The organism is Phyllobacterium sp. SYP-B3895 (assembly GCF_009647635.1).
In the GTDB taxonomy this organism is placed as follows: domain Bacteria; phylum Pseudomonadota; class Alphaproteobacteria; order Rhizobiales; family Rhizobiaceae; genus Phyllobacterium; species Phyllobacterium pellucidum.
The window spans coordinates 61,704-76,349 of the sequence record NZ_WJIG01000005.1 but is presented as its reverse complement, the minus strand read 5'-3'; the positions used below and the strand labels follow the sequence as shown (position 1 = coordinate 76,349).

At 59.3% G+C, this 14,646-nt stretch carries 17 protein-coding genes; 10 read left to right on the top strand and 7 right to left on the bottom strand.

From position 1 onward, the window contains the following. Positions 1 to 91: 91 nt before the first annotated feature. Genes pqqB through pqqE form a run of 4 tightly spaced genes read left to right on the top strand, consistent with a single transcriptional unit; the run spans position 92 to position 3,199 of the window. The gene (gene pqqB, locus GF108_RS21445) at positions 92 to 1,030 is read left to right on the top strand and encodes a pyrroloquinoline quinone biosynthesis protein PqqB (protein WP_153670367.1); all 939 of its coding nucleotides are present in this window, start codon (positions 92 to 94) and stop codon (positions 1,028 to 1,030) included. Continuing rightward, positions 1,027 to 1,782: a pyrroloquinoline-quinone synthase PqqC gene (gene pqqC, locus GF108_RS21440; RefSeq protein ID WP_153670366.1), complete on the top strand. Its 756-nt coding sequence runs from the start codon at positions 1,027 to 1,029 to the stop codon at positions 1,780 to 1,782. The genes pqqB and pqqC overlap by 4 nt, the downstream gene beginning before the upstream one ends. Continuing rightward, positions 1,779 to 2,078, top strand: coding sequence for a pyrroloquinoline quinone biosynthesis peptide chaperone PqqD (gene pqqD / locus GF108_RS21435; protein ID WP_027232890.1), 300 nt, complete (start codon positions 1,779 to 1,781; stop codon positions 2,076 to 2,078). Before pqqC ends, pqqD begins: the two co-directional genes overlap by 4 nt. After that, entirely contained in the window at positions 2,075 to 3,199 is a 1,125-nt protein-coding gene (gene pqqE / locus GF108_RS21430) for a pyrroloquinoline quinone biosynthesis protein PqqE (protein ID WP_153670365.1), read from the top strand. Before pqqD ends, pqqE begins: the two co-directional genes overlap by 4 nt. Here pqqE and GF108_RS21425 read toward each other — a convergent pair. From GF108_RS21425 to GF108_RS21400, 6 genes are read right to left on the bottom strand one after another with little or no spacing between them, the layout of a single operon-like run. Then, positions 3,189 to 3,821, bottom strand: a complete 633-nt coding sequence (locus tag GF108_RS21425) for a hypothetical protein (protein WP_370462271.1) — start codon at positions 3,819 to 3,821, stop codon at positions 3,189 to 3,191. The genes pqqE and GF108_RS21425 overlap by 11 nt on opposite strands. After that, positions 3,818 to 4,621: an ABC transporter permease gene (locus tag GF108_RS21420; protein WP_246664080.1), complete on the bottom strand. Its 804-nt coding sequence runs from the start codon at positions 4,619 to 4,621 to the stop codon at positions 3,818 to 3,820. The genes GF108_RS21425 and GF108_RS21420 overlap by 4 nt, the downstream gene beginning before the upstream one ends. Positions 4,622 to 4,680: 59 nt before the next feature. Further along, positions 4,681 to 5,487 (bottom strand): ABC transporter ATP-binding protein, encoded by an 807-nt coding sequence (locus tag GF108_RS21415; protein ID WP_153670363.1) that lies wholly within the window; start codon positions 5,485 to 5,487, stop codon positions 4,681 to 4,683. Between the two features lie 33 nt (positions 5,488 to 5,520). After that, positions 5,521 to 6,015 (bottom strand): hypothetical protein, encoded by a 495-nt coding sequence (locus GF108_RS21410; RefSeq protein ID WP_153670362.1) that lies wholly within the window; start codon positions 6,013 to 6,015, stop codon positions 5,521 to 5,523. 32 nt (positions 6,016 to 6,047) lie between these two features. Next, positions 6,048 to 7,022, bottom strand: coding sequence for a YVTN family beta-propeller repeat protein (locus GF108_RS21405; protein WP_153670361.1), 975 nt, complete (start codon positions 7,020 to 7,022; stop codon positions 6,048 to 6,050). 18 nt (positions 7,023 to 7,040) lie between these two features. Continuing rightward, positions 7,041 to 8,273, bottom strand: coding sequence for an ABC transporter substrate-binding protein (locus GF108_RS21400; protein ID WP_370462270.1), 1,233 nt, complete (start codon positions 8,271 to 8,273; stop codon positions 7,041 to 7,043). Between the two features lie 162 nt (positions 8,274 to 8,435). Here GF108_RS21400 and GF108_RS21395 point away from each other — a divergent pair, with 162 nt between their 5' ends. The 5 genes from GF108_RS21395 to GF108_RS21375 are packed head-to-tail and all read left to right on the top strand — an operon-like array spanning position 8,436 to position 12,807. Next, positions 8,436 to 9,629 carry a (5-formylfuran-3-yl)methyl phosphate synthase gene (locus GF108_RS21395; RefSeq protein WP_153670359.1) on the top strand — a complete coding sequence of 398 codons (1,194 nt, stop codon included), beginning with the start codon at positions 8,436 to 8,438 and terminating at the stop codon, positions 9,627 to 9,629. After that, positions 9,626 to 10,261, top strand: a complete 636-nt coding sequence (locus GF108_RS21390; RefSeq protein WP_153670358.1) for a dihydroneopterin aldolase — start codon at positions 9,626 to 9,628, stop codon at positions 10,259 to 10,261. Before GF108_RS21395 ends, GF108_RS21390 begins: the two co-directional genes overlap by 4 nt. After that, positions 10,258 to 10,809 carry a flavoprotein gene (locus GF108_RS21385; RefSeq protein ID WP_027232881.1) on the top strand — a complete coding sequence of 184 codons (552 nt, stop codon included), beginning with the start codon at positions 10,258 to 10,260 and terminating at the stop codon, positions 10,807 to 10,809. Before GF108_RS21390 ends, GF108_RS21385 begins: the two co-directional genes overlap by 4 nt. Further along, positions 10,802 to 12,202 carry a DUF6513 domain-containing protein gene (locus tag GF108_RS21380; RefSeq protein WP_153670357.1) on the top strand — a complete coding sequence of 467 codons (1,401 nt, stop codon included), beginning with the start codon at positions 10,802 to 10,804 and terminating at the stop codon, positions 12,200 to 12,202. Before GF108_RS21385 ends, GF108_RS21380 begins: the two co-directional genes overlap by 8 nt. After that, entirely contained in the window at positions 12,199 to 12,807 is a 609-nt protein-coding gene (locus GF108_RS21375) for a DUF447 domain-containing protein (RefSeq protein WP_153670356.1), read from the top strand. The genes GF108_RS21380 and GF108_RS21375 overlap by 4 nt, the downstream gene beginning before the upstream one ends. Here the strand turns inward: GF108_RS21375 and GF108_RS21370 are convergent. Further along, positions 12,798 to 13,883 (bottom strand): hydantoinase/oxoprolinase family protein, encoded by a 1,086-nt coding sequence (locus GF108_RS21370; protein WP_153670355.1) that lies wholly within the window; start codon positions 13,881 to 13,883, stop codon positions 12,798 to 12,800. The genes GF108_RS21375 and GF108_RS21370 overlap by 10 nt on opposite strands. Between GF108_RS21370 and GF108_RS21365 the strand changes: the two genes are divergently transcribed. Continuing rightward, positions 13,882 to 14,604 (top strand): HisA/HisF-related TIM barrel protein, encoded by a 723-nt coding sequence (locus tag GF108_RS21365; protein WP_153670354.1) that lies wholly within the window; start codon positions 13,882 to 13,884, stop codon positions 14,602 to 14,604. The genes GF108_RS21370 and GF108_RS21365 overlap by 2 nt on opposite strands. The last annotated feature ends 42 nt before the right edge of the window (positions 14,605 to 14,646 follow it).

Sequence of the window (14,646 nt, the reverse complement as noted above, 5' to 3'; positions counted from 1 at the left end):
ACATATCGAGCGTGGGGCGGCCTTCTGGTTCAATCGTAAGCTGAAGCACGGGCGATGCCTCGTCATTCGGCTATGAGGATGCGTGCCTGCAATGCGTTTGAAGATAATTGGTTCAGCGGCAGGTGGCGGGTTTCCGCAATGGAATTGCAACTATCGATTGAGCCGGGGTGCCCGGAGCGGCGATATCAATCTTCGCCCCCGAACCCAGTCCAGCCTCATTGCCAGTGCAAACGGTACGGATTGGGTGGTGTTTAATGCGTCTCCGGATATCCGTGAGCAGATTGCCGCGACACCCGAGCTCCAACCTGCTTCTGCAGGCCCGTTGCGGTCTACACCAATCCGCGCGGTCGTTCTGACCAACGCCGACGTCGACCATATTGCCGGGCTTCTCAGCCTGCGCGAACGCGAGCCATTTGCGATCTACGCCTCGAAGCGGATCCTGGAAGTTCTCGCAAGCAATTCCATCTTTAACGTGCTCGATCCCGCGATCGTCAAGCGGCGCGAGCTTCTGCTCGATGAGCCGACAAGAATCGCTGACGCCAGCGGCACGCCCACCGGTCTCGTCGTCGAGGCATTTGCAGTCCCAGGCAAAGTGGCGCTGTTTCTCGAAGACCCTAGTTTGGCCGCGCAGGGTTTCGGCACCGAGACGGGCGACACGATCGGCCTTCGTATCTCGTCGTCGCAGACGCCGCACGCGGCATTTTACGTTCCGGGCTGTGCCGCCGTGGACGCCAATCTGAAGCGCCGCCTGTCGAATGCCGATTGCCTGCTCTTTGACGGAACGTTGTTCACCAATGACGAGATGATCACGGCAGGCGTCGGCTCCAAGACCGGCGCGCGGATGGGCCATGTGCACATTTCAGGGCCCTCCGGTTCGATCGACGCGCTGAGCAATCTCGGGGTCAAGCGGCGGATCTATGTCCACATCAACAATACCAACCCGATCCTGGATGAAGCATCGGCGGAGCGCGCCGCGGTCGAGGAGGCGGGATGGGAAGTCGCCCATGACGGCATGGAGGTAAGGCTTTGAGCGATTTCAGCAATGCGGCGGGAAGCGGCCTTTCGCCGGCGAAACTAGAGAACGTTCTGCACGAAGTGGGCGCGGTCCGCTACCACAATCGCCATCCCTATCATCACCAGATGACCAGTGGAGCGCTGACAAAAGCACAGATGCAGGCCTGGGCGCTCAATCGCTACTGTTATCAGTCGGTGATTCCTCGCAAGGATGCCATGATCATCGCACGCGCCGAGGATCCGGAATTTCGTGCCGAGTGGCGCAAGCGGATCGAAGACCATGACGGAAGTGACGGTTGGAACGGCGGAATTGCCCGGTGGCTGAAACTCGCGACGGGGCTGGGCCTCGACGCTGACGCCGTCAAAAGCGAGAGGCTGGCGCTGCCCGCGACGCACTTTGCCGTCGGCGCCTATCTCTCGTTCTGCACCAACCGCACGCTGCTCGAAGCGGTGGCTTCGTCGCTCACCGAACTCTTCTCGCCGGTCATAATCGGCGAGCGCGTTCCGGCGATGCTGGCGAAATACGATTATGTTACGCCGGAGATTCTGGCCTATTTCGACAAACGTCCGACCCAGGCATCGCGCGATTCCGACTTTGCCCTTGCCTATGTCATGAAACATGCAGACACGGCCGAGAAGCAGCAGGCGGTTATCGATGCGCTGGTTTTCAAGTGCGACGTCCTTTGGGCGATGCTCGATGCGCTGGCGCATGCCTATGGCGAAGCGGGCCACGTTCCGCCAGGCGCCTTCGATCCGGAGAGAACATGATCGAAACCGCCCGTGCCCGTTCGCTCGTGTCGATGCAATCGAAACCGATCCTGAAGCGGCATGTCCGTCTGCAATATGATAGAGTGCGTGAAGCATGGGCCCTCCTGTCGCCCGAGCGCGTATTCTGGCCCAATGAGGTCAGTCTTGATATCTTGCGTCTATGCGATGGGCGGCAGACCGTGGCTGAAATGATTGCCTCGCTTGGCGATCAATACGGAGCGGACGAAGCTGAAATTGCGCCGGATGTGACCGGCTTTCTGCAGGAATGGTCCGACAAATTTCTGGTGACGTTATGACGGAACCTGTCCTACCCCCGATCGGCATGCTGGCGGAATTGACGCATCGCTGCCCGCTGCAATGCGCCTATTGTTCCAACCCCGTTGAATTGCTCAAGGCCAATCGCGAGATGGACACGCAAGGCTGGGTCGCGCTTTTCGAACAGGCGGCCGATCTCGGTGTGCTGCAGGTGCATCTTTCGGGCGGCGAGCCGACCTTGCGCACTGACCTCGTTGACCTCATCGCGTGCCTTGCGCGGCGCGGCGTCTATACGAACCTTATCACAGCGGGTGTCGGCATTGTTGAAGGCCGTATCGAGTCCTTTGCTGAAGCGGGACTTGATCACGTCCAGCTGAGTTTCCAGGGAGCGTTTGCAGCGACGACGGAAAAGATCGGCAATGCGCGCGGCGCACACGAAAAGAAACTGGAAACAGCGCGACGCATTCGCGCCGCCGGCCTGCCGCTGACCATCAATGCGCCCATCCATCGGCACAATATGGAAGAGGTGCCCGACTTCATCGATCTCGCGCTCTCACTCGGTGCCGAGCGGCTCGAAATCGCCAATGTGCAATATGCGGGCTGGGCCTTGCTTAACCGCAATGCGCTGATGCCAGAGCGGGAAGCCGTCGAACGACAGGTCGAAGTGGTCGAGGCGGCGCAGGAACGGTTGCGGGGCATCATGACCATCGATTTTGTCACGCCCGACTACTTTGCCATCTATCCGAAGCCCTGCATGGGCGGATGGGCGCGCGACGCATTCATGGTGGCGCCTGATGGCACTGTGCTTCCCTGCCACGCCGCCGCTACCATCAAAACCCTTAATTTCGAACGCTTCGGCGATTGGACCCTAAGCCGCATCTGGCATGAATCCTCAGCGTTCAATGCTTTTCGTGGTACCGATTGGATGCAGGAGCCGTGCCGGAGCTGCGAGCGGCGCGAGATTGATTGGGGGGGCTGCCGCTGCCAGGCGCTGGCCATTGCCGGCGATCCCGCCGCCACCGATCCAGCCTGCATCAAGTCCCCGCTGCACGCGCGCATGGGCGCGCTCATCAACGAAGCGGCCGGAACCAGGACTTCGGCGAATGGCGCCGAAACATTCACCTATCGGCGGATCGGGCGGGTTACAGAGCCTACGGCTTGACCAGCGACTGGCTGATCGTCTTCGCCAAACCGTAGAGGCGCTGCTCGATGATCGTCGGAACCTCACAGACATAGGTCAGGGATTGGACGCGCTCGTCGAAAATGCGTGTTTCCCATTTCAGACGCTCGTCCTGCCGGTCCAGTTCTTCCGGATCCGCATCGGGCTTGGCGCGCATGGCATCGACAAGGGCGGCTTCCTTGCGCAGGTCGTCCGCCATGTCACGCTGGCGCACGGCGTAGCGTGAAATACCGGTCATCACCTGTTGGCGCTCGCGGCTGAGCGTGTCGAAGACCCCCTGAAAAACCTGAAAAAGCTTGTCGTTGGCCTGGTCTTTCGGAAGCCCGGCGGCAAATTCCGTTATCTGTTTCTGTGCCGCCTCGAGCGGGTTGCGGCGGGCAGCAATCTCGCTGACCAGATCATCGATCTTGGGATCGTTGCCCCAGTCGCCGGCAGTTTCGGGGATTTGCGGTCCGTTCCAGACCTGCCCGACTGAAATCTCCGGGACTCTGCGCTGGATGCAGGGCCAATCCGGATCGTTGCTCGCCGCCGCATAAGCGGGAAGCGTAGCAAAAAAGGGAAGAAGCTTTGCCGAAATCAGGGCGATAGCGCGCGCTTGTTTCACGTATTTCCTCCCTCCTGCTTGCGAATGGTCAGACCCCTCGAGGGGTCGTAGGCAATGATAGCGCCTGTCATGAAGGCAAGCGTAAAGCCGCAGACGACGACGAGCGAGGTCCATTCGACCTGACCATAGAAGGCAAACCGGATCAATTCCACGGCATAGGTAAACGGATTGAGCTGGCAGATTTTGTAAAGGAGCGGGCTTGCCTCCTGCACGCGCCACAGCGGGTAGAGCGCCGACGAGGCGAAATACATCGGGAAGATCACGAAGTTCATGATCCCGGCGAAGTTTTCGAGCTGCTTCACCACCGAAGAGAGCAGCATGCCAAGCGCGCCGAGCATCATGCCGGCAAGGAAAAGGGCAGGAAGGGTCAGGAGATAGCCAATGGGCGGCGCTTTGACACCCCAGAACCATGCGATGAAAAGGAAGGCATAGACCTGGGTGATCGAAACGGCGACACCGGCCAAGAGCTTCGCAACCAGCAGGAACCAGCGCGGGAATGGGCTGACGAGGAGCGTGCGCATGTTTCCCATCTCGCGGTCATAGACCATGGACAAGGATGATTGCATGCCGCTGAACAAGAGGATCATGCCGCATAGGCCTGGAGTGATATAGACCTCATAGAGCACATAGGTCTGATAGGGCGGGATGATCGAGACGCCGAGGACCTGGCGAAAGCCGGCTGCAAAGATGAAGAGCCAAAGCAGAGGCCTAACCAGCGAGGAAATGAACCGCTCGCGCTGGTTGAGGTAGCGGAGGCCCTCACGGATAAGAATGCCCTTGAGGCAGACAAGATATTGCATCAGGCCGAAGCGTTTGCGCGCCGAGGACCGGGGAAGTGGTACGTTGCCGGCAATGTCCGTCATGGTTTCTGCCCCGGGGTTAACGCCACGATGCCCGTAAGCCGCGAAAATGCTTCGTTGATCGTCTCGGCGCCCGCGCGTTTGATGACGTCGTGCACGGGGCCATTGGCGACGAGCTTGCCCCTATCGAGCACGATCACCTGGTCGGCATGGCTGACCTCATCGATGAGATGGGTCGCCCAGAGCACGCTGATGCCCTCGTTCTGGACGAGCTTGCGGATATCGGAGAGGATCGTTGCGCGCGACTTGATGTCGAGCCCGACCGTGGCTTCGTCGAGCAGCAGCAGCGACGGTTGGTGCAAAAGCGCGCGTATGATTTCGACGCGGCGAATCTGCCCACCGGAAAGGCTGCGGGCCTTCTCGTGCAGGCGGTCGCTCATGTCTATCGACATCAAGAGCTCATTGATGCGCTGGTTTGCCTGCCGCGACCCGATGCCGTGGAGCGAGGCGTGGTAGGCGAGGTTCTGGTGTACGGAGAGGTCGAGATCAAGCGTTCGCGCCTGGAAAACAATTCCCAGGCGCCGTAGCGCGTCGCCGGACTTGCGGTTTATATCGTGCCCGAAGACATGAATATTACCTTGCCGCGTGGCAAAGAGGTGGCTGATCAATGAGAACAGCGTCGTCTTGCCCGCTCCATTCAAACCCAAAAGAACGGCAAAACGTCCGGGCGCAATCGAGAATGATATGTCATCCAGCGCTTGCCGTTTGCCATAGGCGTAACTCACCGAAGTCAACTGCAATGCCGGAACGTTTGCTTCCGGCAAAGTCCTGCCTTCGATACTTCTCAGTCCGGCATTTGTACCCATTGAGCTCCACCCTGGTACCGTATGCGGTATCCTTTATTTGACGGTAATCTTACCCTTCATTCCCTTATCGGCAAGGTCGGGAACCGACCACGTGTATTCGCCCGGGCGAACCGCGGTGAATTGAACATTGATCGTGCCGGGTGAATCGAATTCGAGCCAGGCGGGCGCCCCGTTCATGTGCACCTCGAGCTCGTTGATGACGATCTGGTTCATCCAGACATTGCGGAAAAGGTCGGTAAAGAACTTGTATTCGAAACCGGCGGCCGAGGTGATCTTCCAGCGGTAGCCTTGTCCGGCGACAAGCTCGAAATCCTTCTGATTGACGGCGAAGTCGTCGGTCTTGGAGCCAAGAATGAGTTCCGGGAGGTTCTTGCTCGCACGCGTGACCGCCGGTGCCTTGGTCTGTGCTTCGGCTTTCGGCTTCGGTGCTGCCTGATCGTCGTCGTCGTCATCGGCCTGTGCAAATGCCGTTTGGGCGGCCACAATGCTCAGGAGTGTCGCGAGGGCGACCGTCTTGAAATTTCTCATACTTTTCCTCCTTGATATTCGTCATTCATTGGTCAGTTCGGCGCCACCACGACACCCCAGGGCAGTTGCCCGACGGTAACGGACTTTATCGGCTCGTCCGTGGCCGTATCGATGAAGGTGATGTCATTTGAAAGCCCGTTGGTGCTGATGATGCTCTTGCCATCCGGTGTGAAGGCGAGCTGCCATACGCGTTGCCCAACGAGGATGTATTTCTCCACCTCGTAGGTCTCGGCATTGACGACCGCGACGCGGTTGGCCGGTCCGAGAGCGACATAGGCTTTCTTGCCGTCAGCGGTGATGCGAATGCCGACGGGCTGAATCTGTTCCGACCGCAGCCCCTGGATCTCGAACGTGATCTTGTGGGTCACTTCGCGCTTGGCGTTGTCGATAACCGACACGGTGCCGCCGACTTCGGCTGACACCCAGACCTCGGAGCCGTCAGGTTTGAACTGGGCAAAGCGCGGGCGGGAGTCGACAAGGACATTATCGGTGATTTCGTGAGTGTCGGTATTGATGAAATGCGCCATGTTGGTCGTTTCCGACGTGTTGACGATGGTCTTGCCGTCAGGGCTGACACCCATGCCTTCCGGCTCAACCCCGACCGGTATCTCGGCGATGACATTCTTGCTCTCGATATCGATGACAGTGACGAGATTGTCGTCTTCATTGGCAATGTAGAGCTTCTTGCCGTCCGGCGAGAGCACGAAGAGTTCGGGATCAGGACCGGATGGAAGCGAGCCTACGATCTCGCCCGAGGCGGTATCGATGATCTCCACCGTATCGTCGTCGCTGGCGCAGACGTAGACGAATTTACCGTCCTGCGAGATGGTAATTCCGCGCGGCCTCTGTCCGACTTCGAGCGTCTTGACGACTTCCATTGATTTCGAATCGACGACGGTGACCGTGTTGTCTTTCTCGTTCGAGACGTAGACCATATTCGCAAGGCTTGGGCCCGCAAGGAATGGCAGAGCCGCAGTCGCGGCGAGCAGGCGTAAGGTCCGTCGCATTCAGTCCTCCCAGTATTTCTAGTTCAGTTTACACTTGGTCTCCGGCCTGTCGACGCCGAGCGTATCCAGCTCGGAGAATTGATGCAGGAAGCCCTCCTGCGGCGAAGTCGACACCACCCCGTGGCCATCGCCGATCAGAACAGGTTGCCGCAATTGCCAGTTCCAATTGCGGAAGGTCAGCTTCTGGCCCTTGAACGCGGCAATCGAGAAACCGTCCGACTTGATGTAGTCCTCGACCTGCTTCGGATCATTGCCTTTCGTGCGTGTGACCGCCTCGCCGACAATGCGAACCGCAGTCCATGCCTGCATGTCCTTTGATAGCATACGGCGACCAGTCGCCTTGGCGAAACGGTTCTGGATTTGCGAGCCGCCCCATTGTTCGCTGGCGGGATGCCAGCTCGAAGCCACAAGCCCCGCCGTGCCTGCAACCGGACGCGGCGTCCAGGTCCGATAGGGCACATAGCTGCCGAAGACCTCACTTTCGTCGGCAACGATCACGACGTCATGCTCGGGCAGGTTCTGGGTGAAAACCGGCATCTGCTTTTGAACCTGGATGACGCCTGTGTCAGTGCGGCGTGCGGTGCCCTTGTCCTCGTAAAGCCGTTCTTCGACGATAGTCGCGCCAAAGCGTGTTGCGGCGCGCCTGATCGCATCGGCGTAAAGCTTGTCGCCGTCATGGGAGCCATAAAGCAGCACCCATTTGGGCCATTGCTTCCAGACAAGATATTGAGCAAGGCCGTCAGCCAGCATCGAGCGGGTGGGCGCCGTATGGAACACATTCGAACGGCATTCCTCTTCGCGCAAGGAATCGTCGGTGGCCCCGACATTGAAGAGGATCGCGCCATTTTCCTTGGCAAGATCGGCGATCGAAAGCAGTTGCTTGGCTGAAATGTCGGCGAGGATAAAACGATCGCCCCGCGCCAGCATTTCCTTGAAAACGGGCACAATGTCAGCCTGCGGCTTGGCTTCCGTTACATCGAGAATAAAGGATTGGCCGAGAAACTTGCCGGTCGTATTGTTGTCGTTAATGGCAACGTTCGCGCCGGCCACGCCCTCGTCGCGCGGCGGAATATCGAGTACGGAGAGCGCAAGTTGCGGCTCGTAGGCGCGCAGATAACCGATGCGTACATCAACCGTTGGTTGTGCAGATTTGTCGGGTTGTGTAGCTTGTGCGTTTAGGGAAGGGACGTTGACGAAGAGCAAAAAAAAGCCGAATAAAAACACGAGAGTGTTTGGCACCATACTCTTCATAATCCATACCATTCCGTTTTGCCGCCATTCGCGTCATGACGGTCGCTTAAGAACAGAGGTGCCCAGAGTGTTTTTAAACAAGCCAGCCGAAATCTCAACCCACCGTGTCAGCTTTTCTCGCGCGTTGGTTGATGCGATGTGCATTCTGTCGGGAGCGCGCCAATGACGCAGATGCTGGCCAGCGTAAGGGATCGCCAGGAAGCGGAAATCGTATTTCTGAACGGCGCCGATATCATCGATCTGAAGGATCCGGCAAACGGTGCCCTGGGCGCGGTGGAACTATCCAAGCTATTGGAAGTAAAGGACTATATTGCCGGGCGCCGACCGCTCAGCGCTGCCTGTGGCGATCTGCCGATGCACCCGGACACGATCCGCAGCAAGGTCGAGGAAATTGCGGCGACCGGGATCGATTATCTCAAGGTTGGGTTCTTCCCGAACGCGCAGCTCGATGCCTGCATCGAGGTGCTGAAGCCGCTCGCAACGCACGGAAAATTGATTGCCGTTCTCTTCGCGGATCATGTGGCGGAATATGATGAAAACCTTGTCGAGAAGTTGGCCGCTGCAGGGTTTCATGGCGTGATGATCGATACTGCGGACAAGGCTTCGGGCCGGCTGCTCGACCACATGACGCCGGACCAGATCGGCCATTTCATCAAGGAGTGCCATTCGCACGAACTGATGTGCGGCGTAGCGGGATCGCTCGAGGCGCCGGACGTTCCCCGGCTCCTTGCCTTCAAGCCCGATTTTCTCGGATTTCGCGGGGCGCTGTGCGCGGGGCTCAGCCGTAATTCGCCTGTTGACGCGCAGGCGACTGCGAAGATACGTGGCCTTATTCCGGAAACGGAAGGGCTGCGCGCGCCTCCGGGTGTCGACTACAAACTGCTCGCCGCCCGCGCCTACTTTCCCGATTCCGCAGAAGCCGGCCTCGGGACCGACAAGATCTTCGTCAGGGATTTCGTCGTTCCCGTGCAGATTGGTGCCTATAGTTTCGAACACGGCAAGAGCCAGAAGGTTCGCTTCGATGTTACTGCGGATGTGCTCCGCGTGACCCGCAATCCCGAGGACATGCGCCATGTCGTTTCCTATGACCTTATAATGGACGGCATCCGGGCGATCGTTGCGCAGGGCCATGTCGAGCTCGCCGAGACATTGGCCGAACAGGTGGCGGCGCTTGTACTGGAAAATCCACGCGTGACCCGCGTTGTCGTCCGGGCGGAGAAACTGGAACTCGGGCCAGGCGGTGTCGGCGTCGAGATCGAGCGCAAGAACGACATGCGAAATTCGGCCAAGTCGAGACAGGGCAAGGCCGAGCAGGTGCATGTGCATGGAGGCAGGAAGGGCGGCGCCTCCTCATGAAACCGCTTGTCGTGAAGCTCGGTGGGAGCACGGCGGGAAAGGCGGAAATGCAGCACTGGATCGACGCTCTCGCGACTTCCACCTTTCTGCTCGTAGTCGTCCCCGGCGGTGGTCCCTTTGCGGACCAGGTGCGTCTTGCGCAAAAGCGGTTCGGTATTTCGGATGACGCTGCTCACGCCATGGCGATCCTCGCCATGGATCAGTTCGGCATGATGCTTGCCGAGCGCCATGACAGGCTTCGCCTTGCCCGAACTGTGGGTGAGATAGGCGAAGTGCTGGTGGCGGGACATGTTCCCGTCTGGCTGCCTTCGACCATGACGATCGACGCAGCCGATGTCGAGCGCTCTTGGAATGTAACGTCCGATTCGCTGAGCGCTTGGCTCGCAGAAAAACTTGGTGCCAAAGCGCTGCTTCTCATCAAACAAACGGACGAATACCTGCATTGCGCATCGCTTTCCGCCCTTGCTCACGCCGCTATTGTCGATCCGATGCTGGACAAGATGCTTGCCCCCGACATTGATCTTCATATTGCCGGTCCGCAGACGCTCGACGCGTTGAAATTACCCTTGGCAACGATCCCCGGACACCCGATCATGCGTTGCAGTATTGCTGAAGACATGGGTGCTCAATGACACAACTCCATACGCCGCGCTGGGCCTGGGCCCTTACCGGCTCGGGCCATTTCTTCATCGAAAGCTTCGAGTTGATCCGTACGCTCGAACACTGCGATATATTCGTATCCAAAGCGGCGAATGAGGTCTTGCGCATGTATGGCCTGAAGCTCGATTTTCCCGATACGATGCGTGTTCTCCACGACAAGACGGCCAGTTCCATTCCGATCGGAGGGTTCTACCACGGCGTTTATCATACGGCAGTGATTGCACCGGCTACCTCGAATACGGTGGCGAAATGCGTGGCTGGCATATCGGATTCCTTGCCCACCAATGTCTACGCGCAGGCCGGCAAGTGCCGTGTGCCGTCGATTGTCTTCGCCTGCGACACCGCGCCGGAACTTGAAACCATGGCCCCGGGCGGCATGGTCAAGGTCTATCCCCGGCCCATCGACCTGGAAAACACCGAGCGCCTGAAGGCCTATCCCCGCACCAAAGTCGTGGAATCACTTTCCGAACTGCAGGGGCTCATCGCGCAGCGGCAAAATGAGATCGCCAGCGATGGCTGAGCGCCTGCTGTTCCTGACCGGGCACCTGGCGCGGTCGCGGCTGGAGCGGGTTCTCGCGGACCTCGGGGAAACGACTTTTTCCTATGAGATCGTCGATATCGGCGTGAAGGTCGCGGCCTTGATGACCGAGGAGATTATTTCGCGCCGATTGAAGCCGCCGCTCGCTGCAGACCGGGTGATCCTGCCTGGGCGCTACCGTGGTGATCTTGCGCGGCTTAGCGACAGGTTCGGTGTGGCTTTCGTGCGCGGTCCGGATGAGGTGGCCGACCTTCCCGCCTTCCTTGGGAGGGCCGGTAAGCCCGTCGACCTTTCGCGCCATGACATGAGGATTTTTGCCGAGATCGTCGACGCATCGGCGTTGGGCATCGAGGCGCTGGTGCAGCGCGCGACGACGCTCAGCGCCGCTGGCGCCGATGTAATCGATCTGGGTTGCCTGCCGGAAACGCCGTTTCCGCATCTCGCCGAGGCCGTTCGCAGCCTGAAGGCAATGGGCCTCAAGGTCAGCGTTGATTCCGCCAATATCAAGGAGCTGGAGGAGGGGGCCGCAGCTGGCGCGGATTACTTGCTCAGCCTGACCGAAGATACCATTTGGCTTGCCGAAAAATATCGCACGACGCCCATCCTCATCCCCGCGGCTGCCGGCGATCTCGATTCACTCGGCCGTGCGATTTCAGCGGCGCAGACGGCCGGTATATCCTTCATCGCCGATCCGGTCCTCGACCCCATTCATTTCGGGTTTGCGGCCTCGATTGCCCGTTTCATCGAAGCGCGGAAACGCTGGCCAGACATTCCCATGATGATGGGCACAGGCAATCTCACCGAACTTACCGACGCCGACTCTTCAGGAGTTACGGCAGTCCTCGCCGGACTTTGTTCCGAACTCTCGATCCAGAATGTGCTCGTCGTCAATGTCAGCCCGCACACGGTGCGCACCGTTGAGGAGCATGACCGCGCCCGCCGCATCATGTTCGCTGCGAAGGAAGATCACGCCTTGCCGCGCGGTTACGATGCCGGACTGTTGCAGGTGCATGATCGCAAACCCTATCCGCACAGCATTCAGGATATCGAGACGCTTGCCACTGACGTACGCGATGCAAATTTCCGCATCATGACCGCGCCTGACGGCGTCCATATTTTCAACGGCAAGGGCCACGGGACGGCACAGGACGTATTCGAACTTTTCCCTGGTCTCGGCGTTGAGGCTGATGGGGCTCACGCCTTCTATCTCGGCGCGGAACTGACGAAAGCGGAAATCGCCTGGAAGCTCGGCAAGCGTTATGCGCAGGACGAGCCGCTCGCCTGGGGCGCTGCCGCGCCCGCGAAACAAGAGGACCGTACGAGGCTGGCCGAGGCCGGACATACGTTGCGGACAAAAAAGGATGCGGCGCCATGACCTACATCAGGGAAACGATCGTAACGACCGTGGACAATCAAGGCGCGGTGCATATCGCGCCGCTCGGCATCATCCAGCAGGACGACAAATGGATCATTGCGCCGTTTCGACCGTCAAAGACGCTGGAAAACCTCGCTTCGGTGCCCTATGCGATCGCCAACTACACGGACGATATGCTGGTTTTTGCCGGATGCCTGACGGGGCGCAAGGACTGGCCCACTGTCGCCGTCAAGGGTTGCAAAGTCCCCCGCCTCCAATCCGCGCTCAGCCACTCGGTTCTGAAGGTTGTTACGGTCAATGATGACGGCCTGCGACCCCAGCATCTTTGCGAGGTCGTGTCGGAAGAGACGCACGCTCCGTTTACTGGGCTCAACCGCGCCAAGGCAGCCATCCTCGAACTCGCGATTCTCGTCAGCCGATTGCACATGCTGCCACCGGAGAAGATCGAGGCCGAGATAAAATATCTATCGATCGCCATGGAGAAAACGGCCGGCCCCGACGAGCAGCAGGCCTGGTCCTGGCTGATGCAAAGAGTGAAAGACCATCACGATGCCCGCGATGCGAAAGGCAAGGATGCCATCCATCATGAGCATCATCACGGCTGATCGGGGCGTTCAGTTCCTTTAAGATGCATTGAGCCCAGAAGTGCGACGGCGGCGGCCGGCGCCGCCTTGCTCGCATCATCGCGCGCAGCATCGGTTGCCGGGATAAGCGATCCGAAATCGAGGTAAGGGCGTTCAAGCCGCGCTGCAAGACGCTTGATCTGCGGCCGGCCAATGCCCGCGCCGACGATAGGCGCCGCATAATCCGAGTCTGTGCGCCGTACTACACGGAAGGCGCCGTCATGGATCATCCGCAGCTGATGCTCGCTGAACCAACGCGCGATATCCACCCACTCGTCATATTCCAGATCGGCACTGTCGCGCCCGACCATGCGTGCGAGACGCGCGATAGAGCCGGCGACAGACTTTGCCTGGCGATCGGCCGATGGATATTTGTCGTCGTCTTCATCCAGCGTGCCGAGAATACGGCCGAGATCGGCGGTGTTTGCGAAGTATTCGTTCATCAGGGGTGTCATACGGCCTTGCACCGGTACCAGCGCCGCGATGCCGATGAGCGCCGAACGGGCAAATCCGGTGTAGACCAGTTCCCCGGTCAAAAGCCGCTCAGCGTCGGTATAGCCGTCGTTGGCGAGCTCGCCGGCCTTGAAGGCAAGGATGTCGGTGGTCGTCGAACCCATATCGACGAAAAGCCCGCTGTCCAGGAGCTTGGCGCTCAAATTTGCCGTTGCGTGCCAATTTGCGGAAGCGATGTCGCTTCCAAGCCCGCGTGCCGTCGTGATATCGCAAAATCCCGCCCGGCCCGCATAGATGAGCGTTTCATCGCTACCGAACTCGGCTTCAATAAGATCGAGCAGTCCGGCGATCCCTGCGTCGCGCGACGCAAAGGTGTCGGAAAGTTCGCCGGTCATGGTGAAGACATTGACGTTGCCCGCTTCGCGCAAAGGCCCCATTTCACGCAGCTCTGCGCGCAATTGGTCGATGCCGAGCCATAGGGGGGTCTTTACGATCTGCGCGGAGACGATCTCACCGCCCAGGCATTTCGCCTGTTTCAGATGCGCACCGCCGAGATCCCAACCGGTTACGAGGGGCTTTCTTTCGTTGGCAAATCGCAGTTTCATGGCACTCTCATCACGTGGATTCGACCCTGTGCATATCATTCCGGTAATCGACATAAAAGACGGCCGCGTGGTGCGGGCGCATCTTGGCGATCGTGCCAATTATCGGCCGATCGAGACCCCGCTGAGCCCGACGGCCGAGATAGGCGATGTCGCACGGGGCCTCGCCTCGCTTTATCCGTTTCCGCTTGTCTACGTCGCCGATCTTGATGCAATAGAAGGTCGCCATCGGCCACTTCACCTCGCGTCGAAACTACAGGCCGCGCTCGCACCCTCGGCCATCTGGCTTGATGCCGGGTTTTCTGAACGCGAAGAGGTTGGACAAGCACTGTCGTTCAAGGGAATTGTTCCCGTCATTGGTTCCGAGTCCCAGCGCGATTCGGCGCTTCTCAAGATGCCCGGCATCATTCTATCCCTTGATTTTCGCGCTAAGGCCTTTCTAGGTCCGGAGGCGATCCTCGCGGATGCCCAAAGCTGGCCGTCGCATATCATCGTGATGACCCTCGGCAGCATAGGCGCGAACGCCGGACCGGAATTCAGTCGGCTAGCTGACATAAAGCGGCGTGCCGGCAATCGATCGGTCATCGCCGCCGGCGGTATCCGGGATGCCAACGACCTTCACCAGCTCGCCGCGATGGGCATCGAGGGCGCACTTCTAGCCACGTCACTTCACAATGGTGCTTTCGCCTCAGAGGCGATCGCATCTTTCATGCACAAGGTGTGAAAAGGCGCAGAGCCTTCGAGGAAGAGGGTGTCCCCTTCCTCG

Excerpts from the sequence above, each read along its gene's own strand:
- pqqB (WP_153670367.1), top strand. The coding sequence starts at position 92 with ATGCGTTTGAAGATAATTGGTTCAGCGGCAGGTGGCGGGTTTCCGCAA.
- pqqD (WP_027232890.1), top strand. The coding sequence starts at position 1,779 with ATGATCGAAACCGCCCGTGCCCGTTCGCTCGTGTCGATGCAATCGAAA.
- pqqE (WP_153670365.1), top strand. The coding sequence starts at position 2,075 with ATGACGGAACCTGTCCTACCCCCGATCGGCATGCTGGCGGAATTGACG.
- GF108_RS21420 (WP_246664080.1), bottom strand. The coding sequence starts at position 4,621 with ATGCAATATCTTGTCTGCCTCAAGGGCATTCTTATCCGTGAGGGCCTC.
- GF108_RS21415 (WP_153670363.1), bottom strand. The coding sequence starts at position 5,487 with ATGGGTACAAATGCCGGACTGAGAAGTATCGAAGGCAGGACTTTGCCG.
- GF108_RS21410 (WP_153670362.1), bottom strand. The coding sequence starts at position 6,015 with ATGAGAAATTTCAAGACGGTCGCCCTCGCGACACTCCTGAGCATTGTG.
- GF108_RS21405 (WP_153670361.1), bottom strand. The coding sequence starts at position 7,022 with ATGCGACGGACCTTACGCCTGCTCGCCGCGACTGCGGCTCTGCCATTC.
- GF108_RS21400 (WP_370462270.1), bottom strand. The coding sequence starts at position 8,273 with ATGAAGAGTATGGTGCCAAACACTCTCGTGTTTTTATTCGGCTTTTTT.
- GF108_RS21395 (WP_153670359.1), top strand. The coding sequence starts at position 8,436 with ATGACGCAGATGCTGGCCAGCGTAAGGGATCGCCAGGAAGCGGAAATC.
- GF108_RS21390 (WP_153670358.1), top strand. The coding sequence starts at position 9,626 with ATGAAACCGCTTGTCGTGAAGCTCGGTGGGAGCACGGCGGGAAAGGCG.
- GF108_RS21385 (WP_027232881.1), top strand. The coding sequence starts at position 10,258 with ATGACACAACTCCATACGCCGCGCTGGGCCTGGGCCCTTACCGGCTCG.
- GF108_RS21380 (WP_153670357.1), top strand. The coding sequence starts at position 10,802 with ATGGCTGAGCGCCTGCTGTTCCTGACCGGGCACCTGGCGCGGTCGCGG.
- GF108_RS21375 (WP_153670356.1), top strand. The coding sequence starts at position 12,199 with ATGACCTACATCAGGGAAACGATCGTAACGACCGTGGACAATCAAGGC.
- GF108_RS21365 (WP_153670354.1), top strand. The coding sequence starts at position 13,882 with ATGGCACTCTCATCACGTGGATTCGACCCTGTGCATATCATTCCGGTA.
- GF108_RS21370 (WP_153670355.1), bottom strand. The coding sequence starts at position 13,883 with ATGAAACTGCGATTTGCCAACGAAAGAAAGCCCCTCGTAACCGGTTGG.